This window comes from Duganella sp. 3397 (assembly GCF_031456625.1).
Classification (GTDB): Bacteria; Pseudomonadota; Gammaproteobacteria; order Burkholderiales; family Burkholderiaceae_D; genus Rugamonas; species Rugamonas phyllosphaerae.
In genome coordinates this window covers 378,800-404,315 of the sequence record NZ_JAVDVB010000002.1, presented here as the reverse complement: position 1 = coordinate 404,315, position 25,516 = coordinate 378,800, and the positions used below count along the sequence as shown (strand labels likewise).

Here is a 25,516-nt window from a genome sequence, read left to right as displayed (position 1 = left end):
CAGGAGGATGCTGAAATTGCCTGTCCGGAGAGGCGGTTTATCCGCTATATTCTGCACCATCCGATCCGGTTCCCACCTCCAGTTACGGCCTTCCACTGCATGAGCGTGTCCCTCCCTAAAGCATTGTTGTGTGTACTGCTGGTCGTGGCGCCCGGCTGTTCGTGGGCGGCCGCCCCCAGGCCGCTGCTGTCCGAATATACGCACACGGCATGGACGGCCGTCGATGGCGCGCCTACCGGCGCCACCAAGTTTGCCCAGGGCGCCGATGGCTGGCTGTGGATCGCCACGCCCACCGGCCTGTTTCGCTTCGACGGCGTGCATTTCGAGCGCGTGTCCCACGTCCATGGCCATGCGCTTGCCACCAGCAACATCATGGCGCTGACCACTGCGCCCGACGGCGCATTGTGGGTGGGCGACCGCGTGGGCGCCGTCTCGGTATTTCGCCAGGATGGCGCACACACGTACGCCGAGAACGGCGGCCTGCAACCAGTGGGTGTGATGCATATCGAAGTGGCGCCCGACGGCGCGGTCTGGGCGGCGATGCGCGACGGCGTGGCGGTGCTGGCGCCGGGCGCACAGCGCTTCGCGTACCTGCCGCCCGATGCCGGGCTGCCCGCGCTGGGCGTGTTCCAGGTCCTGTTCGCACGCGATGGCACTACCTGGATCGGCACCAATGCCGGCGCGTACTTCCGGCCCCGCGGCGAAACGCGCTTTCGGCCCTCCTGGCCGCGCGAGGGCAGGGTGGCGCTGGCGGAGGCGCCCGACGGCGCCATCTGGGCCCAGGATTTCGAGCATCGCTACTACCAGGTGCGGCGCACGGCGCCGCCTGCCGGCAAGCCGATCAAACCCGACCTGGACGGCAAATCCCTGCGCTACGACCGGCAAGGCACGCAGTGGGTGCTGCACGCGGATGCGCTGGAACGCCGCATTGGCAACGCTGGTGACGGTGATGCCGGCGGCGCCGGCGCAGCAGATCAGCGCCTGTCGCCATTGAACGGTATCAGCGGGCCGATGCTCACTGCCAGCTTCCAGGACCGCGAGGGCAACCTGTGGATCGGCACGTCGCAAGGCATCGACCGGCTGCGACCGAATCGACTGTCTACCATGCCGGGAAAGGTGCGCCTGCAGTTTCCGGCGCTGCTGGCCGGCCCCGAGGGCGACGTGTGGGTGGGCGATTATTCGGGCGACGTGTGGCGCTACGATGCGGACGGCCCGCGCTGGCGCGAAGTGGCGGGCCAGATTACTGCTGCCCATACCGCGCCGGACGGCGTACTGTGGCTGGGCGGGACCGCCGGCGTCAAACGCCGCGCGCTCGACGGCACCGTCACCACGTTCGGTTTCCCCGACGAAGTGCAAGGCCTGCGCGTGCACGCCTTGCAGCAGGACCGCCACGGCGCGCTGTGGGCATCGTTCTCGGCCGGCAAGGGCGTGTATCGTCTCGAGCACGGCCGCTGGGTGAAATCGGGCGGCTTGCGCGGCATGTCGGAACTGCTCACCACCACCATGGCGCTCGATGCGGCAGGTGACCTGTGGCTGGGGCATTTGCGCAGCCAGATCAGCGTGGTGCGGATGGCGGAAGGTGATGTGCGCACTCCGGGCGCCGAGCAGGGGCTGGAGTTGGGCACCGTGCTGGCACTGCACCCGGATGGACAGCGCATGTGGGTGGGGGGCGAAAACGGCGTGGCGCTGTATCGCGACGGACGTCCATCGAGCCGCTTCGTACCACTGCAAGGTGAGCGCGGCGAGCGGTTTCGCGGCGTCTCCGGCATCGTGCGCATGGCCGACGGCGACCTGTGGCTGCATGGCGCCGAAGGGTTGTACCGCATCGCCGGGGCCAGCCTGGATGCGTGGTTGAGCAATCCGCAAACGCTGGTGGCGTTCGAGCGCTTCGACGCCCGCGACGGCATGCAGGGCCACGCGCCGCAACTGCGCCCGGTGCCGTCGCTGCTGCGCGCCCGGGACGGCAAGCTGTGGTACGCCACCGTCAGTTCGGTCGGCACCATCGACCCGGCCAACATCCTGCGCAACCGCCTGCCGCCGCCGGTGCGGATCGTCGCCGTGGTGGCGGAAGGCACACGCCATGAGCTTCGCGAAACCGGCTCACCAACACTGGCGCTGCCGCAGGGAACCCGCACCATGCAGATCGACTTCACTGCACTGAGCCTGTCGATCCCGGAGCGGGTGCGCATGTGCTACCGGCTGGTGGGACTGGACCGCGACTGGCAGGAGCCGGTGGGCCGGCGCGCCGCGTACTACACCAACCTCGCTCCCGGCAAATACCGTTTCGAGGTGATCGCTTCCAACGAAGACAACCTGTGGAACACCACCGGCGCCGCACTCGATATCGGCATCGCGCCGACCTTCGTGCAAACCGGGTGGTTCAAGCTGCTGCTGGCAGGATTGGCGGCGCTGCTGCTGTACATCGCCTACGCGCTGCGCATCCGCAGCCTGACGCGGCGCATGCACGAACGCCTGCACGAGCGACTGGCCGAGCGCACCCGCATCGCGCGGGCACTGCACGACACCCTGCTGCAAAGCGTGCAGTCGCTGCTGCTGTCGTTCGACGCCCATAGCCGGCTCTTGAAGGAAGGTACGCAGGAGCGCATGCGGCTCGATCAGACGCTCAACCTGGCCGAGCTGCTGCTGGTGGAAGGGCGCGACCAGATCATGGATTTGCGGGCTGCGGCGTCGCCCGAGGAGCTGGGCCTGGCGCTCGAGCAGTTCGGCAAGGGGCTGACCGGGCACCGCGCCCACCAGTTCGAGATGAGGGTGCGCGGCGCGCCGCATCGGCTGCAGCCAGGCGTGCAGGACGAGGTGTACGCGATTGCCCGCGAAGCGCTGTTCAATGCCTCGCGCTACGCCGAGGCAGGCAAGATCACACTGGCGCTGGAGTATGCGGCGGCCGGCCTGGTGCTTTGCGTGGAAGACGATGGGCGCGGACTCGACGAAACCGTCGCTGCCACAGGCCACCGCCCCGGACACTGGGGCATGGTCGGCATGCGCGAGCGCGCCCGAAATCTGGGCGGCACACTCGACATCGACAGCGCGCCTGGCGCGGGCACCCGGATCACGCTGCGCGTGCCCGCCCGCACTGCCTACTAGGAAGCGGAGCCGGGGCGCTGGCGGTGGAACTTGATCGGCGTATAGGCCACGTTGGACGGTGGCGCCGACTTCAGGATGTTGGTCTTCATCGCGCCCACCACGTGCATTTCGCACGGCTTGCAGTCGAAGCGCAGGGTGTAGGTCTCCTTGCCGCTCACCAGCGTCATCGGCTCGGCCTTTACCTGTCCCTGCACGCCTTGCACGCCCTTGGCCTGCTTGGGGCACAGGTTGAACGAGAACCGCAGGCAGTGCTTGGTGATCATCAGCGGCACTTCGCCGGCTTCCTCGTGCGCCTCGTAGGCGGCGGCGATCAGCTGCACGCCGTGCTTCTGGTAGAACGCGCGCGCTTTTTCGTTGTACACGTTGGCCAGGTAGCTCAGCTGCGTTTCCGGGTACACCGGCGGCGGCTCGACCGAGGCCTTGCGCAGCGGTCGGTCCCAGGCGGCCAGACGCACCGCTTCGTGCGCTTCGACTGCGTCGCGGCGCAGCGCATTGATGGCGGCCGACGGCACGAACCACGGCTGCGACAGATTGAGTTCCACGTCGGACGCGGTAAACATGGTGGCGCCCAGTTTGGACAGGCTGGCGCGCAGGCCGGCTGCGGCCTGGTCGGCCTGCTGCGCCGGTTGCAGCGCCATCGGCGCGTCGGTCACGCTGAGGCAGCCGTCTTCGTCGAGCAGCGACAGGCGCAGGCCGGCGCCGTGATCGAGTTCGGACAGGGTGACGTGCAGCGATACTTTACGGTCGGCCGACTTCTTGTTGAGGATCGCTTCCCACTGGTGGTCGCGGTTACGGTGAATCGCGATGCCGGGTTTGAAGCCGGGCAGGGCGAGGAAGGCCTCGTTGGGGAACACGCGCCACACTTCGCCGTCCTTGCTGTCGCCAATTTTCTTGGCGACGTTGGCCTGCACGCCGACGGTCTCGCGCTTGTTCATGTAGTTCAAGCCGTCGCCGTTGGCCAGCGGGGCATTGGACACCATGTCGAAATGGTCGGTGGCCACGCGGGTGACGGTGCCCAGTTCCAGGCCCAGGTATTTCGGGCTGTCGAAGGCGCCGATTTCGTCGGTGCGGCCGTTGGCGAAGTAATCGGTATGGCCGCGATTGAAGTTCTTCTCCACGTCGGGCGTGAAGTGGATGCTGGTGGTGCCGCTGCCGGCGCGCTTGAACTCCGTGCGGCGCTCGAGGATTTCATCGAGCAGCAGGCGGTAGTGGGCCGTGATGTTCTTCACGTAGCCCATGTCCTTGTAGCGGCCTTCGATCTTGAGCGAACGGATGCCGGCATCGATCAGCGCCTCGAGGTTGCGGCTTTGGTCGTTGTCCTTCATCGACAGCAGGTGCTTGTCGTAGGCGACCACGCGGCCGGCGTTGTCCGACAGCGTGTACGGCAGGCGACACGCCTGCGAACAGTCGCCGCGATTGGCGCTGCGGCCCGTATCAGCATGCGAGATATAGCACTGGCCCGAAAACGCCACGCACAGCGCGCCGTGCACGAAGTATTCGAGCGGCGTGTCGGTGGCGGCGTGGATCTCGCGGATCTGGTTGATGGTCAGTTCGCGCGCGAGCACGAGCTGCGAGAAGCCAGCGTCGCCGAGGAACTTGGCCTTTTCCTTGGTGCGGATGTCGCACTGGGTGCTGGCGTGCAGCTGGATCGGCGGCAGGTCCATCTCCATCAGTCCCAGGTCCTGCACGATCAGCGCATCGACGCCTGCCTCGTACAACTGCCAGATCTGCTTGCGCGCGCCTTCCAGCTCCGAGTCATGCAGGATGGTGTTGAGCGTGACGAAAATGCGCGAATGGTAGCGGTGCGCGAACTGCACCAGCGCGGCGATATCCTCGATCGGATTGCTGGCGTTATGGCGCGCGCCGAAAGCAGGACCGCCGATGTAGACAGCGTCGGCGCCGTGGAGGATGGCTTCGCGGCCGATTTCGGCAGTTTTGGCGGGCGACAGCAGTTCGAGCTGGTGGGCTAGCAGAGACATGGCGGATTCCTTCTGTGAAGGGCGACATTATACCGGTGTTCACGGGCACGAAACCATAAAAGGGCCGGCCATCAGCACGGCCCCAATGCATCCGCTAGAATGGACCATCCGCGCAACCAACCACCTGCGCGCGTCCAAGGAGATCTGAATGACCGAACCAAGCACTTACGTCCCGCCCGCAGTCTGGACCGCACCCACCGCATCCGGCGGCACTTTTGCCAGCATCAACCGCCCGGTAGCCGGCGCCACGCATGACAAGCAACTGCCGGTAGGCAAACATCCGTTGCAGCTGTACTCGCTGGGCACGCCCAACGGCGTGAAAGTGACCATCATGCTCGAGGAATTGCTGGCGGCGGGGCACACCGGCGCCGAGTACGACGCCTGGCTGATCCGCATCAACGAAGGCGACCAGTTCGGCAGCGGCTTTGTCGACGTCAATCCCAACTCCAAGATTCCGGCGCTGGTCGACCGCAGCGGGGGACAACCGCAGCGCGTATTCGAGTCTGGCTCGATCCTGGTGCATTTGGCCGAAAAGTTCTGCGCCTTCCTGCCGAAGGAGGGCAGTGCCCGTACCGAAACCCTGAACTGGCTGTTCTGGCAAATGGGTTCGGCGCCGTTCATGGGAGGAGGGTTCGGACACTTTTATGCATACGCCCCGGAAAAACTCGAGTACCCGATCAACCGCTACGCCATGGAAACCAAGCGCCAACTCGACGTGCTCGACCGTCAACTGGCCCGGCATCGCTACGTGGCAGGAGACGAGTACACGATTGCCGACATGGCGATCTGGCCGTGGTATGGCTCGATGGCGCTGGGGCAGCTCTACAACGCCGCCGAGTTCCTGTCGGTGCACGAGTACCAGCACGTCAGGCGCTGGGCCGAGGAGATCGCAGCGCGTCCGGCGGTCAAGCGCGGCCGCCGGGTGAACCGGGCCTTCGGCGATCCGGCCGACCAGGTGGCGGAGCGCCATGACAAGGCCGACCTCGACTAAAGAGTTCACGCCATGATCAGGAAAAACCTGCCATGGCGTTCCGTATTCCACTCCAATCTAATCGACATTACTACCTATATTGTCGATTCATATTACTGTATGCAATACTGTATAATTGACTGTACATTCACACAGTCTTTTAGCCCGGTATCCGCCATGCAGCAGCCTCCGCCAGAGAAGAAGTTTGCCGTCATCAACCTCGATCCGTTTCCCGCCCACAGTGACGGCGCGGCCCAGCGGCGCCAGCGCGACCGCGACGCGCTGCGAACCATCGCCGAGGACGCCATCACCGACGCCCAGACCGACAGCGAAATTGCCCGCGAATTCATCAGCCACGGTGAACTGGGCCCCAAATCGATCGCCAACACCCAGAAAGAGCTGTTTCGCTTCCTGACCTGGTGCCGGGAAGAGGCGGGCAAGACCCTGCGCCAGCTCAGTGTGGCCGACCTGAACGGCTACAAGGATTTCATCAAGGCGCCGCCGGCATCGTGGATTTCCACCACCAAGTGGCCGCGCAGCGACGAGCGTTATCGGCCGTTCAGTGGCCCGTTGTCCGACGCCAGCCGGCGCCAGGCGATGATCGCAGTGAAGGGATTGTTCGCGTACGCCACCCAGACCGGCTATTTGCGGCGCGATCCGGCGGCGCTGGTCAAGCACGTCAAGACGGCCAGTGCCAGCCGCATCACGCGCTACCTGACGCACGACGCACTGGCGCTGGCGCTGCACACGGTGGCCACGCGCGAAGCACCGACGCCTGCCGCCATGCGCCGCCGCGAACGCGATCGTTTCCTGCTCACGGCCTACATCCACACCGGCGCACGGCTCAACGAAATCGTCAGCGCCAACATGGGCGCGTTCTACACCGAGGGCAACGGCCGCTGGTGGCTGGACGTCCTCGGCAAAGGCAACAAGCCGCGCCGACTGCCGGTGCCGCCCGAGATGCTGTCCGCGTACCGCCAATACCGCGCCGCCTTCGGCTTGCTGCCGCACGCGGTCCGCACCGACACCACGCCGCTGGTCCTGTCGAGCCGCGGCGACGCGCTGGTGCGCATCACCGACGAAGCCGCATCGGACGCACTCAAGGCAATCTTCGCCGCAGCGGCCGGCGCGGCGGATGCGTTCGGCGACGTGGACATGGCGGCCACGCTGCGCCAGGCATCGGCACACTGGCTGCGCCACAGCATGCTGACCAACCATGCCAACAACGGCGTGCAACTGAAGACACTGCAGGAGACGGCTGGCCACGCCAGCATTGCGACCACGGCGGCGTATCTGCACAAGACCGATAATGAGCGGCATGACGAGATACTGGCCTCGGTTGGGGTGCGGTCGGGACTGGAGCCATAACTTCGCATAATTTATATTATGTCAAATGCGATGTCTGGAACGCTGCCCTGCATCTTGCCGTGGTCCGTCATCGGCATTTTGAATCGTCGTCACTACGAGCCCTGCTTGTTGCCCTGGTCCGTCATCGCCATTTTGAATGGTCGTCGCCTACGAGATCAGGTCACGTAATATTTCGCATTCGCGTACCCGGCCGGTACTTTGGCATCTGGAACGCAAATGCATCAGTTCGTCCTGCAATGCTTGCAGCTCTGCCATTTTGCAGCGAAGAATCTCGATGTGGTGGTCAACCAGATCGTTCACGCCACCGCACGGCTGCTCCGGTTCTTCCTGGAGCACCAGCAGCGCCTGGATCTCGCCGAGCGACATATCGAGGCTGCGACAGCGCCGGATAAAGGTAAGCCGGTCCACATGCACAGGGCCGTACAACCGATAGTTGCCGCTTGAGCGCGCCGGGGCGCTGAGCAAGCCGCGCTGTTCGTAGTAGCGAACCGTCTCCGGCAGACAACCGGTTCGCGCCGCCAGCTCCCCTATTTTCAAATTCATCGCATGCCCCTTGACCCTGTAGTAGCTAGAGGGATTCTAATGCACTTTTGTATGGGGAGAGTGTCATGGCTGATTGCTGTTCAGGTTCCTGCGGATCCGCGCGTGCGCCGGACCCGGGCTATCGCAAAGTGCTGTGGATTGCGTTGCTGATCAACGCGGCGATGTTCGTAGTCGAAGTGGTTGCCAGCATGCAGGCACACTCGGCGTCGCTGCTGGCCGACTCCATGGATTTTCTCGGTGATGCGGCCAACTACGGCGTATCGCTGTTTGTCCTCGGCCTGGCCGTCGTGTGGCGCAGCCGCGCGGCTTACGCCAAGGGCGTCGTCATGGGAATTTTCGGCCTGCTGGTACTGGCTCGCGTGCTCTGGACGGGGCTGGGCGGACATACGCCGGTTGCCCAAACCATGGGGGCGATAGGTCTGCTCGCGTTCGCAGCGAACGGCGTGGTCGCATGGTGTCTTTACGCTTTCCGCGATGGTGACGCCAACATGCGCTCAGTCTGGCTCTGCACGCGCAACGACATGATCGGCAATGTCGCCGTGATGTTGGCTGCACTCGGTGTTTTGGGCACGGGCACCGCCTGGCCCGATATCGCCGTCGCTGCCATCATGGCTGTGCTCGGTCTCACGTCCGCGCGCGAAGTAATCGGCCGCGCCCGACAAGAGCTGAAAAGCTCGGAGACGCAGAATGGGTGAATAATTGCCGGTTCGCTAGTTGCCGGCGTATTGCTGACACCGGATTCAGCCCACCTGTTGGTATTTGCAAAACATCGCTGATCAGTTAAGCTTGGCAACAAACCAAAATACTTCAGCCAGGATGATCATGCAATGTGTCGTTTGCAGCACCCCGCAATCACAAGGTTTGACCGATTGGCATACCTGCTGCACCGCCTGTGGCTACGAAGGCGCAGCGCTCGCAGTCAAGATCAACGCCCAGCGTGATGGCGCTGCGGTCGACGAACTCGAACGTGAAGTTGGTTTGAAGTCGCTGCGGCAGGAAAATTTTCGCGACATCCTGCACGTGGTGCGCAAACATGCACAGCCACAGGCCAGGCGCCTGCTCGACGTGGGTTGCGCGCACGGATGGTTTCTCGAGACAGCCAAAGAATATTTCGACGTCTTGGGCATCGAGCCCGATGCGGTGGTTGGCAACCGCACCGCATCGCGCGGCCTGCCGGTACGTCCCGGCTATTTTCCCGATGCGCTGGCGCCGGATGAATCATTCGATGTCATCGTGTTCAACGACGTCATCGAGCATATTCCCGATATAGCCGCGGCCCTCGACGCCTGCCATGCGCGCTTGAGCGAGAATGGGCTGCTGGTACTCAATCTTCCCAACAGCCGGGGCTTCTTCTACCGTTTATCGACAATCTTCGCCAGGCTGGGGTGGCACAACCCGTTCAACCGGCTTTGGCAGAAGGATCTGCCCTCCCCGCACGTCCATTACTTCAATCCGCGCAACCTGCGGCTGCTGGTGGCCAGGCATGGCTTCGCTGGCGTCTATTCCGGGCAGCTGCCTTCGCTGCGCGCGAAAGGCCTGTTCGAGCGCATTCGTTGCACCGGCGATATTTCAGGATTGTCGTTGTATCTGCAATATCTTGCCGTCCTGTGTTCGATTCCCGTGTTATCGGCATTTCCGAGCGACATCATGTTCTGCGTTTTTCGGAAAACGAACCCTGGCGAGGCGTTGCCTGTAATGAAGTAAGTGGTAAAAATACATCAAAAATTATTCCACATATTATTTAAATAATAGTAATGTCATCGGATGGTCGGCCAGGCGTTTCTGGCTCGCCAGTTGCCTACACCACGGGGGACAAATTGTTCGACTCAATTACCCGGCCAGCTGTGCTGGCGATCGCGTTGAGCCTTAGCGGATGCGCCAACCTCGGTGCGATCCAGGAGTTCGGCAGGATGTCGGCCGATGGCGCCAGCTACACCAAGCTGAGCGATGACTACGTGCAGAGCCCGGAGTATAGAAAAGCCTTTACGTTCAGGGCAGATACTGCACAGCGCGATCATCTGACCATGGTTGCAGAAGAGCGCAAGAAGCAAAGTGCTGAACTGGCGATTTATCACCGATCCGTCTCTGCCTATATGAATGCGCTGGCCGACCTGGCAGGTGACGAGGCGCCAAATTTTGATCCCGAACTTGACGCAATGGTCGATGCGGCAGCACAAGCCCGATACCTCACCGAAGAAAAAGCGGAAGCTGTCAGAGCACTCGGCAAGGCATTCACCGGTGCGCTCGCCAGCACCTATCAACAACGGGAATTGAAGCAGGTAATCGAGCATGCCAATGCGCCCCTGCAGACAGTGATTACTTCCATGACCGTGATAATGGAAAGCTTCGCCGAGTCCCTGAACACCGAGCAAGCGGTCTTCGTCAGCTACCATCAGACCCTGATCGGCATGGGCGAGGAAAAAGGCCAGGACGGCACTATGCGCGAACCGGTCGCTGCGCAAATGGCGTACGCAAATCTCGAGCTCGGCAAGCCTGCTTACGCGGCCCGCGCTCGCGCCATTCCCCGGTACATCGAGACCTTGCAGAAAATTGGCGCTGCGCATCAGTCGCTGTACGACCACCGTCACCGGATATCGGACCAGGAAGTTCTTTCGCAACTCGCAAAGCAGACCAGGCAGATTCGCGCCGCATATATTGCCGTGCGCGCAGCCGGATAAAACTAAACGGGGGTCACCATGAGCGACAATATCTTGGCTGCAAAACAGGCATTGCAACTCGCCAGGCAGTTTCGGCTGGCAGCGGTGGCAGTGGGCGACCGCGTGTTGGCCGAATGGGATGCCATCCCAAAAAATGACAGGGCCCAACTGCAATCATTGGAAGTGACGCTGTTCAATCTGGCGACCGACCTCACCACCCAGGCCGTCGGCATCGCCCTCGACGATGGCAAGATCGCCCTGGCATCACTGGACAGTGCCACCGAATCTGCCAAGGAAGCGCTCAAGCACATCGTTGACGCGAAGGCGATGATCGGCATTGTCACCGCCCTGATCGGGTTGGCTGCGACCATTCCGACCGGGAACGCACTTGGCATGATTACCGCCGTCAAGAACCTGGACGATGCGGTGGACGCGGCGCAGGCGCCAACAGCGTCACCTCCGGACCACGCAAGCTAGACGATGCGCCGCCGTGTGTCTGGAACGTCGATCAGTTCCTGCTGCGGCGACACGACCCAGCCCGTCAATTTACGCCTGAGCGTGTCAAGCTCACCGGCAGCCACGTCGACCAGCACATTGTCGCCACTGTGATGAATGACGCGCCCGTGAACAGTCGCCCCCACCAGGGAAAGCACTTCCTCGGTGGATACGGTGGCATCAGCGGTGCGTCGCAGGATAACTTGGCTCATACACCCAATATAGCACGATCACTGGCTCGATCAAGGCAGCACCCCCAGTCCCTCCAGGTCCTTGGGAAACCCTTGCGACTTTGCCGCAGCATTAATCACGGCCAGCATGGCCGTAGACCGGTCGCGGTTGCGTTTCATCTTGAGCACCTTGGGCTGGGCGGCCAGCAACGCGGCTGCGGCGCCCGCCGCAGCCGGGCACGCCATTGACGTGCCGCTCATCACACCGTAACCGCCGCCGGGCAGTGTCGAGACGATGCCAACGCCGGGGCCGGTCAGGTCGATCTCCGGCCCGACATTGGAAAACTGCGCAATGAAAAGCATCTCATCCGTGGCTGCCGCCGGCGGCGCTATGTCCAGCGCTTCGGAAGAATTGGCGGGAAAAGTACCTTGCCTGCCAGCTGCTGATACCGCGACGGACTCGGTCCATGCGGCCGGATAGGATACCGGCTGGCGGCCGTCATTGCCGGCAGCGACAATGCACAAAGTGCCCTTGTCATACGCCTCCTTGATGGCGTCGTGCACGGCCTCATCGGGCGATGCGCCGCCCAGGCTCAGGTTCAGCAGGTCGCACTGGTCTTGGACGCCCTGCTCTATCGCGCGCAAGATGTCGTAATTGGTGGCGCCGCCGCCAGCGTTGGGAAAAACCCGGTAACTGTACAGTGCCACCCCGGGCGCCACACCAGGTTTGCCGGCCGGCTGCTGCCCCCGGGAGGCGATGATGCCTGCCACATGAGTGCCGTGCTCGCCTTGCTCCTTGGCCGGTCCCCAGCCGCCGGCATCGTTCTCATCGGCGACAAAGGCGGCCCCACCCAGTACTGTCAGGTCGGGATGCTTGCCATCGACACCGGTATCGATCACCCCCACCCGCACGCCGTTGCCGGCTTCGGCAGGATGTCCGCCGTAGACGGTTGCGAGGAAGTCCGGCACCGCCAGGTCGATGGGGGCAATACCGACGCTGTCGCCATTCCTGATTTTCCGGGCACGCTCGCACAGCCCCCAGTAACCGGCCGGACCATAGATCAGCAACAAGTCGAGCGTCTTGCTGGCGCCGGTAAATTGCAAGGTGACCTCGCCTTTCGCATTGCTGGTGCCCTGTGCGCCTTCCTGGCCGGCGAAATTCGTGAAGGCCACCACCATTGCGCCCCTGACCGGCTTGCCGCTCACGGTATCGACCACCTTGATCTTCAAGCCTAGCGCCGCTGCCGCAGCCGCCTTGCTGCGAGCAGCTGCGGGCCGCAGAATCTGCCACCTGGGGCTGCGGGCGATCTCGTAGCGCACCAGCGGCACCAGCCTGACGCCGGCATTGCTGGCCTTTAAGGCGGTTGCGGCGGCATCGCTCAGTTCGACAAGCTTCGGACCGCTTTGCGCGCTCGAGTGTACGATCTTGACCGCCGCCTCCGGGTTGGCAGTCGCCCTGGCGACACCCTGCAGGTCCAGCCTGGCTGACATCATGGAGGAAAAAGTTTGGGGGGATGCAAGCGGCTCCCGCAGCGCCTCGGAATACAGACCCCGTTTAGGTAACAGGACGTAACGTTGAACCTCGGTTGCCGTGTTGCGCGATCGTGATGCCATATGATTACCTCTTCAATGGATGTCATCCGATCATATTACCTTTAAAATAATATAAGCAAGATAGTTATCCCGTAAAAAGGCAGTATCATTCCCCCCATGCGCACAACAAATATCCTCGCCTTCTACCTCGCCCTTGCCTTCTCGACGCTGGCAACTACCGCGTCGCCGGCATTGTCCGCCGAGCTGCCCGCCACCTCCCGCGCCGAGATCGACACCCTGCTCAACCGCCTGGGCGCCTCCGGCTGCCAGTTCAGCCGCAACGGCAGCTGGTATAGCTCCGCCGACGCCAGGGCGCACCTGGCGAAAAAGTTGAATTACCTGTTGGAGAAGAACAAACTTGATGGTACTGAAGAGTTCATCAAGCTGGGGGCAAGCTCGAGCAGCATGTCGGGCAAGCCTTACCAGGTGCGGTGCGGTGACGCGCAGCCCGTGGCCAGCCAGGTCTGGCTGACCAACGAACTGCAAGCCATCCGCACCAAGGCCGCCCCAGCGAAGTAGGCCGCCAGCAGGCGGGCCACCTCGGCCATTGCGGCATCATTACACCGAACGATACATCAGAACCGGTGCTGCACACCGGCCATCAAGCCGCGCTGGGTGTCGGCAAAGCCCGCATCGTTACGCGACAGGCTGATCACCTGGTTGTTCTTGGCCTTGGCATAGGCAGCGGTGACGTACAGGTCGGTACGCTTGGACAGCGCGTAGCGGGCGCGGGTGATGTACATTTTTGGATCGGACTCGACCCGCGAAGAAACGTTGCGCACGTCGGTGTAAAACACCGCGCCGACCAGCGTCAGCGCCGGGCTGGCCTTGTAGGTCAGGCCGGCCCAGTAGGTGTTGGCGCGCACGTCGGGCAAGGCGCGGTTGTTCAATTCGTTCTTGTAGCTGCGGGCCACCACTTGCACCTTGAAGTCGCCCGCATTGACCATGCCGCCCAGGTGGTAGATGCGGCTGCTGTCGTGGCGGTTGGTGGCGGCGACGTTGTTGCCGTTGCCCTGTTCTGCCGAACCGACGACAGCGAAATTGCCCATCGTGTAGGTGGCGGCAAGCTGCGTGCGGGCGCCGTCGGCGGTGCCGGTGCTCTGCTCGCCGAAGGCGTAGGTGGCGCCGAATTTGACTGGTCCGGTTTCGATCGAGTATTTGACGATGTTGTCGGCCGACGTGATCATGCCATAGCTGTTGACACCCGAGGCCGAGCCGCTCGACGCCCACGAGTAGTACGGTGCATAAGCCATCGGGTCGAACGCCACGATGAAGTCGTACACCGTGGTGAACGAACGGCCGAGGACGACACGGCCGAACGAACCTTCCAGGCCCACGTTGGCCTGACGCCGGAACAGGCCGCCATCGGAGCCGCCGATGTCGGTCAGCAGACCGCCCTCGAGCTGGAATATGGCTTTCAGGCCGCCGCCCAGGTCCTCGGTGCCACGGAAACCGAAGCGCGAGTTGTTCATGCCGCCCGAACTGACGCGGGTGGCGCTGCCTTGCGGGCCGGCGTGGGTGAGGTTTTCGACGCCCGTGTCGAGCAGGCCGTACAGGGTGACGTTCGATTGCGCGGCGGCCGGAACGGCTGCGCCGATGGCGGCCAGCACGGCGCCGGCGATGAGGCTTTTCTTCATGTTATCTCCTGGGTGGTGAGTTATTGTTGCTGTCTGTCCTGGTCTATGCCAGGCGGAATACGCTGACCACCGCCGCCAGGTTCGCGGATTGCTCCTGCATGGCGGCAGCCGCTGCGGCGGCTTCTTCCACCAGCGCAGCGTTTTGCTGGGTAACCTGGTCCATCTGGATCACGGCACGGTTCACTTCTTCGATGCCCACGCTCTGCTCCTGGCTGGCGGCCGTGATCTCGCTGACCACTTCACTCACGCGGCGCACGCTCTCGACCATGTCGCTCATCGACTTGCCGGCCTGCTGTACCTGCGACGTGCCGGAACCGACCTGCACCACCGAGTCGTCGATCAGTATCTTGATTTCCTTGGCGGCGGCAGCGCTGCGGTGGGCCAGGTTGCGCACCTCGGTGGCGACCACGGCAAAGCCTCTGCCCTGCTCGCCGGCGCGCGCCGCTTCCACGGCCGCGTTCAGCGCCAGGATATTGGTCTGGAAAGCGATGCCGTCGATCACGCTGATGATGTCGACGATCTTGCGCGACGACGAGCTGATCGATTCCATGGTGGTGATCACCTCGCCCACCACTTTGCCGCAATCGCCGGCGATGTCGGACGCCGATTGCGCCAGCTGCTTGGCGTGGCGCGAGTTGTCGGCGTTCTGCTTGACGGTGGACGTCAGTTCTTCCATGGCCGAAGCGGTTTCTTCGAGCGAGCTGGCCTGCTCTTCGGTGCGGCTCGACAGGTCGAGGTTGCCGCTGGCGATTTCGGCCGAGGCGGTGGCGATGGTGTCGGTGCCGCTGCGCACCTCGCCCACCACGCGCAGCAGGCTGGCGTTCATTAGCCCCAGGGCCGCCATCAGCTGGCCGGTTTCGTCGCCGCCGCCGGGCGCAATGTTGGCGGTCAGGTCGCCGTTGGCCACGCGCTGGGCCACTTCGACGGCTTCCTGCAACGGCCGCGAGACAATGCGCGCCACCCATACCGCCAACCCCATGCCGACCACGATCAGCAACACCAGCACGCCCAGGATCAGCTTGCGCGACAGCGCAAACGTGGCCGAGGCCTGCTCGTCGGACGCCAGGCTGCCCTGGTCGTTGATCTTGACCAGCGCTTCGAGCTGCTCGTTGACCTGGCGGAACAGCTTGTTGGAGGCGCCCCGGAACAGCGTGCGCGCTTCTTCCTTGCTGCCCGCGTGCGACAGCCCGGTGAGCTTTTTACTTTGCAACATGTAGTCGGACAGCGACTTTTGCAGCTCGCCGTAGATACGCTTTTCCTCGGCCTCTGAAACCAGCGCCGCGTACGAGGCCTGCTGCTTGGACAGCGTTTCGAGCCGGGTCGCCATCGACTTGTCGGTGGCGGCCATGTCTTCTTCGGCGGTGAGCAGGATGTGGGTCGCTTCCGAAATGCGGTAGCGCGAGAGCGAGTTCTGCATCTGCCCCAGGTAGCGCACCGCTGGCAGCCAGTTGGTGGCGATGTCGCTGGAAGCCTGGCTGACCTTGGTCATCTGGGCAATCGCAAACACGCCCAGTGCACAAGTGAAAACAGTGAGGATAGCGAACGAGATGATCAGCTTCTTGCCGATCTTTAAATCATAAAACCACTGCATGCCGCCTCCGGATTATTTTCCTTTTAGAAACATAATCATAGCGACCGGCTTTTCAAAAGTCGATCCAGGCAGCTGATAAGCCGGTTTCCTGGGCGTAATTTGTCGCATTTTAGGTGAAACAGGTAGTAGTTGGATCACCTTGTGTAAAATTCCATACCTGAATTTGTGGCAAGCTCAGCGTTTGCCCCCGGCATTGTCGAACATGCGCGACTCTGCCGCCAGGGCCAGCAGGTTGGGATCGCGCTCACGCGATTTGAGCATCAACAGCGAGATGACCTGGTGCGAGGCGTACGGCGCAGCCAGCGGAATCAGCTCGATGCGTGCGCTGTATTCGGCCACTCGCGCCGGCAGCAGGCTGTAACCCATGCCGCTGCCCACCAGGTTGATCAGCGAGAAAATATCGCCCACCTGCATTGCCGTTTCCGGCGCAAAGCCAGCCTGCCGGAAGGCGTGGTTGAAACTGTCCGAGGTGACGAAGCCGGCGCCCAGCGTAATCCACTGTTCGTGGCGCAACTGGCGCAAGTCCACCTGCCGGGCGCCCGCGTACGGCGAGCCGAGCGGCGCGGCCAGGCGCACCTCGTCCTCGAACAGCGGGACGGCGATCAGGCGGCCATCGTCGCTGGGCGCCTGCAGGCCGATCACGACCGCGTCGAGCCGGCCGTCGGCCAGGCCTTGCAGCAAGTCCTTGTTGGAGCCGAGCGTGAGGTCCACGTGCAGTTCCGTGCGCCGCAATTTCAGGCCCATCAGCAGGTGCGGAATGCAGCGCAAGGTCAGCGAATACAGCGAGCCGATACGCAGCCGGCCGCTGTTGAAACCGGCAATCTCGCGTACCTTGCGGATGCCTTCTTCGGCCTCGTTGACGGCCCGCTGCGCATGCGTGGCCAGCGCGAAGGCGGCTGGCTGGGCGGTCAGCTTGCGCCCCTCGCGCGCAAACAGCTGGCAACGCAGGCCTTCTTCCAGCGAATGCAGCGCCCGGTGCACGCTCACCACGCTCTGCCCCACCTCCTCCGACACCCGCGCCAGGCTGCCCAGGCGCATGAAGGCCAGGAAGATTTCCAGTTTCTTGAGCGTGATTTCTTCGTCGATCATGGCGTTTTCCTTTCGAACCAGTATAGCGATACTTAACCTGAAGGTAAACGTCGGGGCGCTGCGGTTGATTGAACCGGCCCCTGTTGCCGCCTATGCTGGGACCAGTCAGACATCCGACAGCAATGACAGGAGACAGCATGAACAACCAGAGCAAGCCACCGCGCCAGTGGGACACCCGGCGCCAGGAAAAGCGCCGCCGCCTCGACTCCGTGCGGCACCTGGCCGACGGCCCCATCATCGGCACCGACGCCATCGTCGATGCGCTCGCACTGCTGATCGCCAGCGGCGACCGCGTGGTCCTGGAAGGCAATAACCAGAAACAGGCCGACTTCCTGGCCCGCGCGATGGTGCAGCTGAATGCCGACAAGGTGAACAAGCTGCACATGATCATGCCCAGCGTGAGCCTGCCGCAGCACCTCGACCTGTTCGAGCGCGGCATCGCCAACAAGCTCGATTTCGCCTTTGCCGGTGCCCAGAGCCTGCGCATTTCGCAGCTGCTGCAGGACGGCGTGCTGCAAGTGGGCGCGCTGCACACCTACGTGGAACTGTATGCGCGCCTGTACGTGGACCTGGCGCCCAACGTGGTGCTGGTGGCCGGCTACATGGCCGACCGCCAGGGCAACCTGTACACCGGCCCCAGCACCGAAGACACGCCGGCACTGGTGGAAGCGGCCGCCTTCCACGACGGCATCGTGATCGCCCAGGTGAACCAGATCGTCGACGACCCGGGTGACCTGCCGCGCGTGGACATTCCCGGTTCGTGGGTCGACTTCGTGGTGCAGGCCGACAAACCGTTTTATATCGAACCGCTGTTTACCCGCGACCCGCGCCTGATCAAGCCGGTGCACGTGCTGATGGGGATGATGGCGATCCGCGGCGTCTATGAGCGCCATAACGTGCAGTCGCTCAACCACGGCATCGGCTTCAATACCGCCGCGATCGAACTGCTGCTGCCTACCTACGGCGAACAACTGGGCCTGAAGGGCAAGATCTGCCGCCACTGGACCCTCAATCCCCACCCAACCCTGATCCCCGCTATCGAGAGCGGCTGGGTGGACAGCGTGCATTGCTTCGGCGCCGAGCTGGGGATGGAAGCCTACACCGCCGCCCGCCCCGACGTATTCTTCACCGGCCGCGACGGCTCCATGCGTTCGAACCGCCTGCTGTGCCAGATGGCCGGCCAGTACGCCGTGGACCTGTTCATCGGCGCCACCCTGCAAATGGACGGCCTCGGCAACTCGTCGACCGTCACCCACGGCCGCCTGACCGGCTTTGGCGGCGCGCCGAACATGGGCCATGATCCGCACGGTCGCCGTCACGCCACGCCGGCCTGGCTGGACCTGATCGAAGGCGACGACCCGCTCTCGCGCGGACGCAAGCTGGTGGTGCAGATGGTGGAGACGTTCCAGGACGGTACGCAACCCACCATCGTCGAATCGCTCGACGCCGTGGCCGTAGGCAAAGCGTCCGGCATGCCGCTGGCGCCGGTGATGATCTACGGCGACGACGTCAGCCACGTGCTGACCGAGGAAGGCATCGCCTACCTGTACAAGGCGCGCAACCTGGAGGAGCGCAAGGCGATGCTGGCGGCAGTGGCGGGTGTCACGCCGGTCGGCCTGCGCCACGACCCCAAGCAGACCGCGCGCATGCGCCAGGAAGGGCTGATCGCGCTGCCGGAAGACCTGGGCGTACAGCGCTCGCAGGCCACGCGCTCGCTGCTGGCCGCCAAGAGCATCGCCGACCTGGTCGACTGGTCCGATGGCCTGTACGACCCGCCTGCCAAATTCAGGAGCTGGTAATGACCACACTGCAGAACACACTTCACGATCTTTCCTTGACTGCGCCGGTGCCGGTGGACCTGGTCGGCGCCAGGCTTGCGCAGTTGGCCGATCTGGCCATAACAGCCCTGGTGGATGAGGCCATGCTCACGCCAAAACCGGGCCTGGTGGACATGCGCGGCAGCGGCGCCCACAGCGACTTGAGCTGGCTGCTGATGTGCCGCTCGGCCCATGCGCTGCGCCCCGCCTTCGAAGCGATGGCCCACGCCGGCGCCACCATGACCGACCTGCCGGCGCTGCGCCAGCGCATCGGCGCCATCGGCCGCGCCGGCGAGGCGCAGATGATGGACGCCACCGGCGGCGTCAATACACACCGCGGCGCGATCTGGGCGCTCGGGCTGCTGGTCACCGCTGCCGCGCAGGGTTCCGCTGACGCCCGCACCATCGCTGCGCGGGCCGGCGCCTTGGCGCGCCTGAACGATCCCGGCGCCCCGGCCAGCACCGGCAACAAGGGCGAGACGGCGCGCCGCATCTACTGCGTGGGCGGTGCGCGCGGCCAGGCCGAAGCGGCTTTCCCGCACGTGACCGACGTGGCGCTGCCGATGCTGCACACCGCGCGCGGCCGTGGCGAGGCTGAAAATGTCGCGCAACTGAACGCGCTGCTGGCCGTGATGGCCGACCTGGACGACACCTGCCTGCTGGCGCGCGGCGGCCCCGCTGCACTGGCGGCGGCGCAGACCGGCGCACAGGCGGTGCTCGCTGCCGGCGGCGTGGGCACCGGCGTCGGCCGCGCAGCCTTGCGCGAGCTCGATGCGGACCTGCTGGCGCGCGGCGTGTCGCCCGGCGGCGCCGCCGATTTGCTGGCGGCGACCTTGTTGCTGGACCGCCTCGCGCGTCGCGACCAGCGCACTACCGAACAACTACAAGCTACGGAGGCCCAACATGGAACGACTGCATTTTGAATTCCCCGCCGGCCAGCCTGCAGCATCGCGCACGGTGACCGGCGTGGTCGCATCCGGCGACCTCGAGGTGCTGCTGGAACCGCGCTCTGGCGCGACGACCATCATCGCCGTGCAAACTTCGGTCGATGGCTATGGCGGCACCTGGAAGGCGTTGCTGGAACGGGTGTTTGCCGACGCCACGCTGCCGGCGGCCAGCATCGAGATCAATGACAACGGCGCCACGCCGGGCGTGGTGCGCATGCGCATCGAGCAGGCCTTCGAAGAAGCGCAACTGGGAGGAGCCCGGCCATGAACATCGAACAACTACTTGCCCGCGACAGTTTTATCGAGCGCAGCGCCCGCAACCGCGCCCGCGCCCTGCTCGACGACGGCTCGATGCGCGAACTGATCGGCCCTTTCGACCGGGTTACCTCGCCCTGGCTGGCGCAGCAAAAACTGGTCACCCAGTCAGATGACGGCGTGGTCGTGGCCAAGGGCACCGTCGATGGCGTGGCCACCGTGGTGCTGGCCATCGAAGGCGCTTTCCAGGGGGGCAGCATGGGCGAAGTGGGCGGCGCAAAGATCGCCGGCGCACTGGAACTGGCGGCCGAAGACAACCGCGCCGGCATTGCCACCCAGGCCGTGATCCTGTTCGAAACCGGCGGCGTGCGGCTGCAGGAAGCCAACCTGGGGCTGGCCGCGATTGCCGAAATCCAGTCGGCCATCGTCGATCTGCGCCGCTACCGGCCAGTGATCGGCGTCAGCGCCGGCACCGTGGGCTGCTATGGCGGCATGTCGATCGCCGCCGGCCTGTGCTCATACCTCGTGCTCACCCGCGAGGCGCGCCTGGGCCTCAACGGTCCGCAGGTGATCGAGCAGGAAGCGGGCGTCGCTGAATTCGACTCGCGCAACCGCGCCCTGATCTGGGGCCTGACCGGCGGCCAGCAGCGCACGGCGACCGGCCTGGCCGACGCGCTGGTCGATGACGATACGGCGCAGGTGCGCAGCGTGGTGGCGGACCTCTTCCGCGCCGGGCCGCCGCTCGAGCATCGCAGCGACCGTTACGCCGATTACCTCGAACGCCTGGCGCGATTCGACACCGCCGGCCAGCCCGAAGCGGCCGATGTACGCGCCCTGTACGGAAAGGAACTGTGATGAACACTGCAAGCAACACCTCCAATGGCGGCACCTGGCTCGACCTGCTGGCCAATGGTGCCAATGGCGCCGATGTACACAGCTGGCCGGCGGTACGCGTGCGCGACGCCAGCCTGGCCGGCGCGCCGGCCCGGTTCATCGCCGTGGTACCCGACGCCGACAACCGCTTTCCACGCGCCCGCACCGGCGAAGTCGGCCTGGTCGAAGGCTGGCAACTGGCACAAGCCGTGCATGAGGTCATCGATGCCGACCGCGGTGCCACCCGCAAGCGGCCCATCGTCGCCGTCATCGACGTCACCAGCCAGGCCTACGGCCGCCGCGAGGAAGCCTTCGGCATCCACCAGGCGCTCGCTGGCGCGGCCGGCGCCTATGCCCAGGCGCGCCTCGCCGGTCACCCGGTGATCGGCCTGATCGTCGGGCTGGCGATGTCGGGCGCCTTCCTGGCGCACGGCTACCAGGCCAACCGCCTGATCGCCTTCGACGACCCTGGCGTGATGGTGCATGCGATGGGCAAGGCATCGGCCGCGCGCATCACGCTGCGTTCGGTGGAAGCGCTGGAAGCACTGGCGCAAAGCGTGCCACCGATGGCCTACGACATTCACAGCTATGCCTCGCTGGGCTTGTTGTGGAAGGTGCTGCAACCGACCAGCGCCGCCGCGCCCTCGGCAGACGACGTGGCGCTGGTGACTGCCACGCTGGAAGCGGCATTGGCCGACATCGACAACGACAGCCGCAAGGATCTCGCCACCCGTTTCGATGGCGAACACCGGGCCGCCTCGCGGCGCGTCCGGCAACTGCTGCGCGAGCAGTGGAAAGGAGCAGCCAGCGCCTGATGGTCATCTGCGGCCGCCCATGAAACCACTATAAAACGGCGTGGTGGCTGCATTCCTGGAACGAGTTCAATCTGGTAGGAGACACAATCATGATTATCTATGGAACCGCTTTACTGGCGATCTGCCACCTGCTGGGGATCTTCCTCGGCGACCTGCTGGGCAACCTGATCGGCGCCAAGACCAATGTCGGCGGCGTGGGCATCGCGATGATCCTGCTCATCTGCGCGCGGCTGTGGATGCACAAGAAGGGCTGGATGCCCGAACAGACCGAGATGGGCGTGGCCTTCTGGGGCGCGATGTACATCCCGGTGGTGGTCGCCATGGCGGCGCAGCAGAACGTGCTGACGGCCCTGCGTGGCGGTCCGGTCGCGTTGCTGGCGGCAGTAGGAAGCGTGGTGGTGTGCGCTTGCGTGATTGCGCTGATCAACCGGGGCGAGAAGGTCGAAGAAGACACGCTGCCGCTGCCGGTCGATCCAATCCCGGCTACCCCAGCCACCCCAGTTACCGCGCGTTAAGGAGATCATCATGCTCGAACTACTCGAAGGAACCGCACGCCACAACGGTCTGGTCACCGCATTTGCGCTGGTGGGCCTGGTGATGCTGGTGTCGATGAAACTCTCGCGCCACCTGACCATGGGCCGCGTGCACGGCTCCGCCATCGCCATCGTGATTGGCCTGGGCCTGGCCTACTGGGGCGGCGTGCAGACCGGCGGCACCAAGGGCCTGGCCGACGTCTCGCTGTTTGCCGGCGTGGGCCTGATGGGCGGCGCCATGCTGCGCGACTTTGCCATTGTCGCCACCGCGTTCGAAGTGCAGGTGGTGGAAGCGAAAAAGGCCGGCATGGTCGGCGTGGTGGCGCTGTTGCTTGGCACCCTGTTGCCGTTCGTCGTGGGCGCTTGCGTGGCCTACGCCTTCGGCTACCGCGATGCGGTCAGCATCACCACCATCGGCGCCGGCGCGGTCACGTACATCGTCGGCCCGGTCACCGGTGCGGCCATCGGCGCCACCTCGGACGTCATGGCGCTGAGCATTGCGGCCGGCTTGATCAAGGCCATCCTGGTGATGGTCGGCACGCCGGCTGCCGCCAAGTTCCTGGGTCTGCGCACGCCGCGTTCGGCGATGGTGTTCGGCGGCCTGGCCGGTACCGTGTCCGGCGTCTCGGCGGGACTGGCAGCTACCGACCGCAGGCTGGTGCCGTATGGCGCACTGGTGGCCACGTTCCACACGGGGCTGGGCTGCCTGCTGGGACCATCACTGTTATTCTTTGCCACCCGCGCCATCGTTGGATGACATCATGAAGAATCCACCTCGCCCGCACGACCTGCTGTTTTTGCGCCTGCCCGACCGCTTCGACACGGGAGGCGACTGGCCCGCGTGGCTCGACGCAGCATGGCTCACGCAAGCGCCGCTGGTAGTGCGGCGCGAGGCGGCGCCGGGCAGCTTGCTGCCGGTGGGCGCGCGCGGCCTGTCCCGCAGCGAGCGCTGCAAGGGCTATGTGCAGCGCGACGCCGTGGCCAGGTGCGTCACGCCCGAGATGCTGGCGCGCCCGCGACTGCCCACGGTGCATACGGTGCGGGCGGGCGAGTGCCAGTTGGACTTGCCGCCGCTGCGGGCCTTGGCCGCCATGGCGCCGCGCCTCAAGGAACTGGGGCTGGCGTGGGGACCCACCGGCGGCGCCGGCTTCTACCTGGCCAGCGGCCTGCCGGTGCTGCGCGCGGACAGCGACCTCGATCTGCTGATTCGCGCGCCCGCGCCGCTGCCGGCATGGGTCATCGACCGCGTGCTGCGCTTGCAGGAGCAGCAGGACTGCCGCGTCGATATCCAGGTCGATACGGGCGCAGGCGGCTTTGCCCTGAACGAGTACGCGCGTGGCGGCCGGGTGCTGCTCAAGACTGCGCACGGGCCAGTGCTGGCGGCCGATCCGTGGCATGCACCCGACGTGCAGCGCGAGGCGGCATGAGCGTGCTGTTTACCTTCCCCGGCCAGGGCGCGCAAAAGCCGGGCATGCTGCACGCCCTGCCCGCCCATGCCGTGGTAACCGATACGCTGGCCACAGCTTCAATGGCGCTGGGGCGCGATGTGCTGTTACTCGATAGCGCCGACGCGCTGCGCTCTACCGTCGCCGTGCAACTATGCCTGCTGGTGGCCGGCGTGGCGGCTGCGCGCTACCTCGCGGTGCTGGGCGCGCAGCCGGCAATGGTGGCCGGCCTGTCGATCGGCGCCTATCCCGCTGCCGTCACTGCCGGCGTGCTCGATTTTGCCGATGCCGTGCGGCTGGTGCGCCAGCGCGCGCAATCGATGGAAGACGCTTATCCCACCGGCCATGGCATGACAGCAGTGACCGGGCTACTGGAGGCGCAACTGGCACCGCTGGTCGCGCAGGTGCACAGCGCGGCGACGCCGGTGTACCTGGCCAACCTGAACGGCCCGCGCCAGCTGGTGATTGCCGGTTCCGATTCAGCCATGGCGGCGGTAGCCGCATTGGTGCAGACCAGCAGCCTGGGCGCCAGGGCCGAGCGGCTGGCGGTGAGCGTGCCGTCGCATTGCGAACTGTTCGAGCGGCAGGCGCAGGAACTGGCAGCGGCAATGGCCACTGTGCCGCTGCATCGGCCCCGCGTCACCTACATCAGCGGCAGCGCGGCGCGCGCGCTGTTCGACGGCGCGGCCGTCGGCGCCGACCTGGCCGCGAACATGGCCCGGCCGGTGCACTGGCACGACAGCGTGCGCCACGCGTGGGAGCGCGGTGCGCGGCTGGCCGTCGAGATGCCCAGCGGCAGCGTGCTGACCAGGTTGGCGCAACCGGTGTTCGAGGGCGGCGTGGCGGTCAGTTGCGAGGGGATGCGGTTCGAGGATATTGCGCAGCTGGTTGCGACATATGGCGGATAACCGTTGCACTGATTTGCGCAGCCTGCGCAAGAGCTGAATAAGAAATTGCACATTAGCAATAGTCGCGTTATGCTGCCAACATGACATCTCCCCTGCTGCAAGACCCGCTATTGGCAAGCGTGCAACCGCTGTTGAACGCCTTCGTTCACTATGGGCTGCCAGCCCTGGCGCTGTGCGCCGTGCTGTCCTTCATCAGTGCACGGCTCTCTGTCCGAAAACGGCGCCAACGCAACCGGCAGCGACAGGCGCGTCCGACGCCGCCAATTGCCATGCCTGCAGCGGGTCCACTTCCGGCGCCCCAGTCGGCCCCGCCGCCGCTCTGCAGCGTACCGGTGCGCGCGCGCCGCCCCCTCACGCCGTACGAAGAACAAATGTACGGTACCTTGCGCAGCGCGCTGCCCGAGTGCGTGATATTGGCCCAGGTGGCCTTCTCGGCCCTGATCACCACCGACGAGCAGGCTGATCGCAACCGCTTCGACCGCAAGGTGGCCGACTTCGTCATCTGCTCGCGGCAACTGACGCCGATTGCGGTGATCGAGCTCGATGACCGTTCGCACCGGAACAAGCAGTCAGCGGACGCCGACCGCGACGCCATGCTGCGCAACGCCGGCTATCGTACCTTGCGTTACCAGGGCATTCCGCCGGCGGAGCACATACGGCGCGATATCGAGATGCTGTTGGTGGCGATGACCATGCCGCCGCCAGCCACCGAGCTGCACTACCTGTAGC

25 protein-coding genes are annotated in these 25,516 nt (G+C 64.8%); 18 read left to right on the top strand and 7 right to left on the bottom strand.

The window, feature by feature from the left end; all coding sequences use genetic code 11:
• The first annotated feature begins 99 nt into the window (after positions 1-99).
• Positions 100-3,102 (top strand): two-component regulator propeller domain-containing protein, encoded by a 3,003-nt coding sequence (locus J2X54_RS06425; protein WP_310179227.1) that lies wholly within the window; start codon positions 100-102, stop codon positions 3,100-3,102.
• On the opposite strand, the gene J2X54_RS06420 is transcribed toward J2X54_RS06425, so the two are convergent.
• The gene (locus J2X54_RS06420; RefSeq protein WP_310179224.1) at positions 3,099-5,081 is read right to left on the bottom strand and encodes a U32 family peptidase; all 1,983 of its coding nucleotides are present in this window, start codon (positions 5,079-5,081) and stop codon (positions 3,099-3,101) included. The two genes, J2X54_RS06425 and J2X54_RS06420, sit on opposite strands and share 4 nt — an antisense overlap.
• A 148-nt stretch (positions 5,082-5,229) precedes the next feature.
• On the opposite strand from J2X54_RS06420, the gene yghU reads away from it, so the two are divergent.
• Positions 5,230-6,072 carry a glutathione-dependent disulfide-bond oxidoreductase gene (gene yghU, locus J2X54_RS06415; protein WP_310179222.1) on the top strand — a complete coding sequence of 281 codons (843 nt, stop codon included), beginning with the start codon at positions 5,230-5,232 and terminating at the stop codon, positions 6,070-6,072.
• A gap of 156 nt (positions 6,073-6,228) precedes the next feature.
• Positions 6,229-7,419, top strand: a complete 1,191-nt coding sequence (locus J2X54_RS06410; RefSeq protein ID WP_310179220.1) for a tyrosine-type recombinase/integrase — start codon at positions 6,229-6,231, stop codon at positions 7,417-7,419.
• A gap of 147 nt (positions 7,420-7,566) precedes the next feature.
• On the opposite strand, the gene cadR is transcribed toward J2X54_RS06410, so the two are convergent.
• The gene (gene cadR / locus J2X54_RS06405) at positions 7,567-7,962 is read right to left on the bottom strand and encodes a Cd(II)/Pb(II)-responsive transcriptional regulator (protein WP_310179217.1); all 396 of its coding nucleotides are present in this window, start codon (positions 7,960-7,962) and stop codon (positions 7,567-7,569) included.
• A gap of 65 nt (positions 7,963-8,027) precedes the next feature.
• Here cadR and J2X54_RS06400 point away from each other — a divergent pair, with 65 nt between their 5' ends.
• The 4 genes from J2X54_RS06400 to J2X54_RS06385 all read left to right on the top strand — a co-directional run bounded on the left by J2X54_RS06400 (position 8,028) and on the right by J2X54_RS06385 (position 11,096).
• Positions 8,028-8,657: a cation transporter gene (locus J2X54_RS06400; protein WP_310179215.1), complete on the top strand. Its 630-nt coding sequence runs from the start codon at positions 8,028-8,030 to the stop codon at positions 8,655-8,657.
• Between the two features lie 127 nt (positions 8,658-8,784).
• Positions 8,785-9,666 carry a class I SAM-dependent methyltransferase gene (locus tag J2X54_RS06395; RefSeq protein WP_310179213.1) on the top strand — a complete coding sequence of 294 codons (882 nt, stop codon included), beginning with the start codon at positions 8,785-8,787 and terminating at the stop codon, positions 9,664-9,666.
• A gap of 113 nt (positions 9,667-9,779) precedes the next feature.
• Positions 9,780-10,640, top strand: coding sequence for a hypothetical protein (locus J2X54_RS06390; protein ID WP_310179210.1), 861 nt, complete (start codon positions 9,780-9,782; stop codon positions 10,638-10,640).
• Positions 10,641-10,658: 18 nt separating this feature from the next.
• Positions 10,659-11,096, top strand: coding sequence for a hypothetical protein (locus J2X54_RS06385; protein WP_310179208.1), 438 nt, complete (start codon positions 10,659-10,661; stop codon positions 11,094-11,096).
• On the opposite strand, the gene J2X54_RS06380 is transcribed toward J2X54_RS06385, so the two are convergent.
• Together J2X54_RS06380 and J2X54_RS06375 are read right to left on the bottom strand one after the other, a co-directional pair.
• Positions 11,093-11,326: a hypothetical protein gene (locus tag J2X54_RS06380; protein ID WP_310179205.1), complete on the bottom strand. Its 234-nt coding sequence runs from the start codon at positions 11,324-11,326 to the stop codon at positions 11,093-11,095. The genes J2X54_RS06385 and J2X54_RS06380 overlap by 4 nt on opposite strands.
• Before the next feature lie 30 nt (positions 11,327-11,356).
• Positions 11,357-12,778 carry a S8 family serine peptidase gene (locus J2X54_RS06375; RefSeq protein WP_310179203.1) on the bottom strand — a complete coding sequence of 474 codons (1,422 nt, stop codon included), beginning with the start codon at positions 12,776-12,778 and terminating at the stop codon, positions 11,357-11,359.
• A gap of 216 nt (positions 12,779-12,994) precedes the next feature.
• Here J2X54_RS06375 and J2X54_RS06370 point away from each other — a divergent pair, with 216 nt between their 5' ends.
• Positions 12,995-13,396 (top strand): DUF5329 family protein, encoded by a 402-nt coding sequence (locus J2X54_RS06370; protein WP_310179200.1) that lies wholly within the window; start codon positions 12,995-12,997, stop codon positions 13,394-13,396.
• Positions 13,397-13,452: 56 nt separating this feature from the next.
• Here J2X54_RS06370 and J2X54_RS06365 read toward each other — a convergent pair whose 3' ends face one another.
• The 3 genes from J2X54_RS06365 to J2X54_RS06355 form a co-directional block, all read right to left on the bottom strand.
• The gene (locus tag J2X54_RS06365; protein ID WP_310179198.1) at positions 13,453-14,514 is read right to left on the bottom strand and encodes a porin; all 1,062 of its coding nucleotides are present in this window, start codon (positions 14,512-14,514) and stop codon (positions 13,453-13,455) included.
• Positions 14,515-14,557: 43 nt separating this feature from the next.
• The gene (locus J2X54_RS06360; RefSeq protein ID WP_310179196.1) at positions 14,558-16,105 is read right to left on the bottom strand and encodes a methyl-accepting chemotaxis protein; all 1,548 of its coding nucleotides are present in this window, start codon (positions 16,103-16,105) and stop codon (positions 14,558-14,560) included.
• A 174-nt stretch (positions 16,106-16,279) separates the two neighbouring features.
• Complete coding sequence (locus tag J2X54_RS06355) at positions 16,280-17,194, bottom strand: LysR family transcriptional regulator (RefSeq protein WP_310179194.1); 915 nt, start codon at positions 17,192-17,194, stop codon at positions 16,280-16,282.
• A 137-nt stretch (positions 17,195-17,331) separates the two neighbouring features.
• Between J2X54_RS06355 and mdcA the strand changes: the two genes are divergently transcribed.
• The 10 genes from mdcA to J2X54_RS06305 all read left to right on the top strand — a co-directional run bounded on the left by mdcA (position 17,332) and on the right by J2X54_RS06305 (position 25,515).
• Complete coding sequence (gene mdcA, locus J2X54_RS06350) at positions 17,332-18,993, top strand: malonate decarboxylase subunit alpha (RefSeq protein WP_310179192.1); 1,662 nt, start codon at positions 17,332-17,334, stop codon at positions 18,991-18,993.
• Positions 18,993-19,934 (top strand): triphosphoribosyl-dephospho-CoA synthase, encoded by a 942-nt coding sequence (locus J2X54_RS06345; protein ID WP_310179190.1) that lies wholly within the window; start codon positions 18,993-18,995, stop codon positions 19,932-19,934. Before mdcA ends, J2X54_RS06345 begins: the two co-directional genes overlap by 1 nt.
• Complete coding sequence (locus J2X54_RS06340; protein WP_310179189.1) at positions 19,915-20,226, top strand: malonate decarboxylase subunit delta; 312 nt, start codon at positions 19,915-19,917, stop codon at positions 20,224-20,226. The genes J2X54_RS06345 and J2X54_RS06340 overlap by 20 nt, the downstream gene beginning before the upstream one ends.
• Positions 20,223-21,068 carry a biotin-independent malonate decarboxylase subunit beta gene (locus J2X54_RS06335; RefSeq protein ID WP_310179187.1) on the top strand — a complete coding sequence of 282 codons (846 nt, stop codon included), beginning with the start codon at positions 20,223-20,225 and terminating at the stop codon, positions 21,066-21,068. The genes J2X54_RS06340 and J2X54_RS06335 overlap by 4 nt, the downstream gene beginning before the upstream one ends.
• Entirely contained in the window at positions 21,068-21,901 is an 834-nt protein-coding gene (mdcE, locus tag J2X54_RS06330; RefSeq protein WP_310179184.1) for a biotin-independent malonate decarboxylase subunit gamma, read from the top strand. The genes J2X54_RS06335 and mdcE overlap by 1 nt, the downstream gene beginning before the upstream one ends.
• A gap of 89 nt (positions 21,902-21,990) precedes the next feature.
• Positions 21,991-22,416 carry a malonate transporter subunit MadL gene (madL, locus tag J2X54_RS06325; protein ID WP_310179182.1) on the top strand — a complete coding sequence of 142 codons (426 nt, stop codon included), beginning with the start codon at positions 21,991-21,993 and terminating at the stop codon, positions 22,414-22,416.
• 10 nt (positions 22,417-22,426) lie between these two features.
• Complete coding sequence (gene madM / locus J2X54_RS06320; protein ID WP_070247043.1) at positions 22,427-23,191, top strand: malonate transporter subunit MadM; 765 nt, start codon at positions 22,427-22,429, stop codon at positions 23,189-23,191.
• Between the two features lie 4 nt (positions 23,192-23,195).
• A complete protein-coding gene (locus J2X54_RS06315; RefSeq protein WP_310179177.1) occupies positions 23,196-23,861 on the top strand; it encodes a malonate decarboxylase holo-ACP synthase in 666 nt (221 codons plus the stop codon).
• Entirely contained in the window at positions 23,858-24,787 is a 930-nt protein-coding gene (gene mdcH, locus J2X54_RS06310) for a malonate decarboxylase subunit epsilon (RefSeq protein ID WP_310179175.1), read from the top strand. Before J2X54_RS06315 ends, mdcH begins: the two co-directional genes overlap by 4 nt.
• Positions 24,788-24,867: 80 nt before the next feature.
• Positions 24,868-25,515 (top strand): DUF2726 domain-containing protein, encoded by a 648-nt coding sequence (locus J2X54_RS06305; RefSeq protein WP_310179172.1) that lies wholly within the window; start codon positions 24,868-24,870, stop codon positions 25,513-25,515.
• The last annotated feature ends 1 nt before the right edge of the window (position 25,516 follow it).

Coding starts and splice junctions, on each gene's coding strand:
- J2X54_RS06425 (WP_310179227.1), top strand. CDS start 100: ATGAGCGTGTCCCTCCCTAAAGCATTGTTGTGTGTACTGCTGGTCGTG.
- J2X54_RS06420 (WP_310179224.1), bottom strand. CDS start 5,081: ATGTCTCTGCTAGCCCACCAGCTCGAACTGCTGTCGCCCGCCAAAACT.
- yghU (WP_310179222.1), top strand. CDS start 5,230: ATGACCGAACCAAGCACTTACGTCCCGCCCGCAGTCTGGACCGCACCC.
- J2X54_RS06410 (WP_310179220.1), top strand. CDS start 6,229: ATGCAGCAGCCTCCGCCAGAGAAGAAGTTTGCCGTCATCAACCTCGAT.
- cadR (WP_310179217.1), bottom strand. CDS start 7,962: ATGAATTTGAAAATAGGGGAGCTGGCGGCGCGAACCGGTTGTCTGCCG.
- J2X54_RS06400 (WP_310179215.1), top strand. CDS start 8,028: ATGGCTGATTGCTGTTCAGGTTCCTGCGGATCCGCGCGTGCGCCGGAC.
- J2X54_RS06395 (WP_310179213.1), top strand. CDS start 8,785: ATGCAATGTGTCGTTTGCAGCACCCCGCAATCACAAGGTTTGACCGAT.
- J2X54_RS06385 (WP_310179208.1), top strand. CDS start 10,659: ATGAGCGACAATATCTTGGCTGCAAAACAGGCATTGCAACTCGCCAGG.
- J2X54_RS06380 (WP_310179205.1), bottom strand. CDS start 11,326: ATGAGCCAAGTTATCCTGCGACGCACCGCTGATGCCACCGTATCCACC.
- J2X54_RS06375 (WP_310179203.1), bottom strand. CDS start 12,778: ATGATGTCAGCCAGGCTGGACCTGCAGGGTGTCGCCAGGGCGACTGCC.
- J2X54_RS06370 (WP_310179200.1), top strand. CDS start 12,995: ATGCGCACAACAAATATCCTCGCCTTCTACCTCGCCCTTGCCTTCTCG.
- J2X54_RS06365 (WP_310179198.1), bottom strand. CDS start 14,514: ATGAAGAAAAGCCTCATCGCCGGCGCCGTGCTGGCCGCCATCGGCGCA.
- J2X54_RS06360 (WP_310179196.1), bottom strand. CDS start 16,105: ATGCAGTGGTTTTATGATTTAAAGATCGGCAAGAAGCTGATCATCTCG.
- J2X54_RS06355 (WP_310179194.1), bottom strand. CDS start 17,194: ATGATCGACGAAGAAATCACGCTCAAGAAACTGGAAATCTTCCTGGCC.
- mdcA (WP_310179192.1), top strand. CDS start 17,332: ATGAACAACCAGAGCAAGCCACCGCGCCAGTGGGACACCCGGCGCCAG.
- J2X54_RS06345 (WP_310179190.1), top strand. CDS start 18,993: ATGACCACACTGCAGAACACACTTCACGATCTTTCCTTGACTGCGCCG.
- J2X54_RS06340 (WP_310179189.1), top strand. CDS start 19,915: ATGGAACGACTGCATTTTGAATTCCCCGCCGGCCAGCCTGCAGCATCG.
- J2X54_RS06335 (WP_310179187.1), top strand. CDS start 20,223: ATGAACATCGAACAACTACTTGCCCGCGACAGTTTTATCGAGCGCAGC.
- mdcE (WP_310179184.1), top strand. CDS start 21,068: ATGAACACTGCAAGCAACACCTCCAATGGCGGCACCTGGCTCGACCTG.
- madL (WP_310179182.1), top strand. CDS start 21,991: ATGATTATCTATGGAACCGCTTTACTGGCGATCTGCCACCTGCTGGGG.
- madM (WP_070247043.1), top strand. CDS start 22,427: ATGCTCGAACTACTCGAAGGAACCGCACGCCACAACGGTCTGGTCACC.
- J2X54_RS06315 (WP_310179177.1), top strand. CDS start 23,196: ATGAAGAATCCACCTCGCCCGCACGACCTGCTGTTTTTGCGCCTGCCC.
- mdcH (WP_310179175.1), top strand. CDS start 23,858: ATGAGCGTGCTGTTTACCTTCCCCGGCCAGGGCGCGCAAAAGCCGGGC.
- J2X54_RS06305 (WP_310179172.1), top strand. CDS start 24,868: ATGACATCTCCCCTGCTGCAAGACCCGCTATTGGCAAGCGTGCAACCG.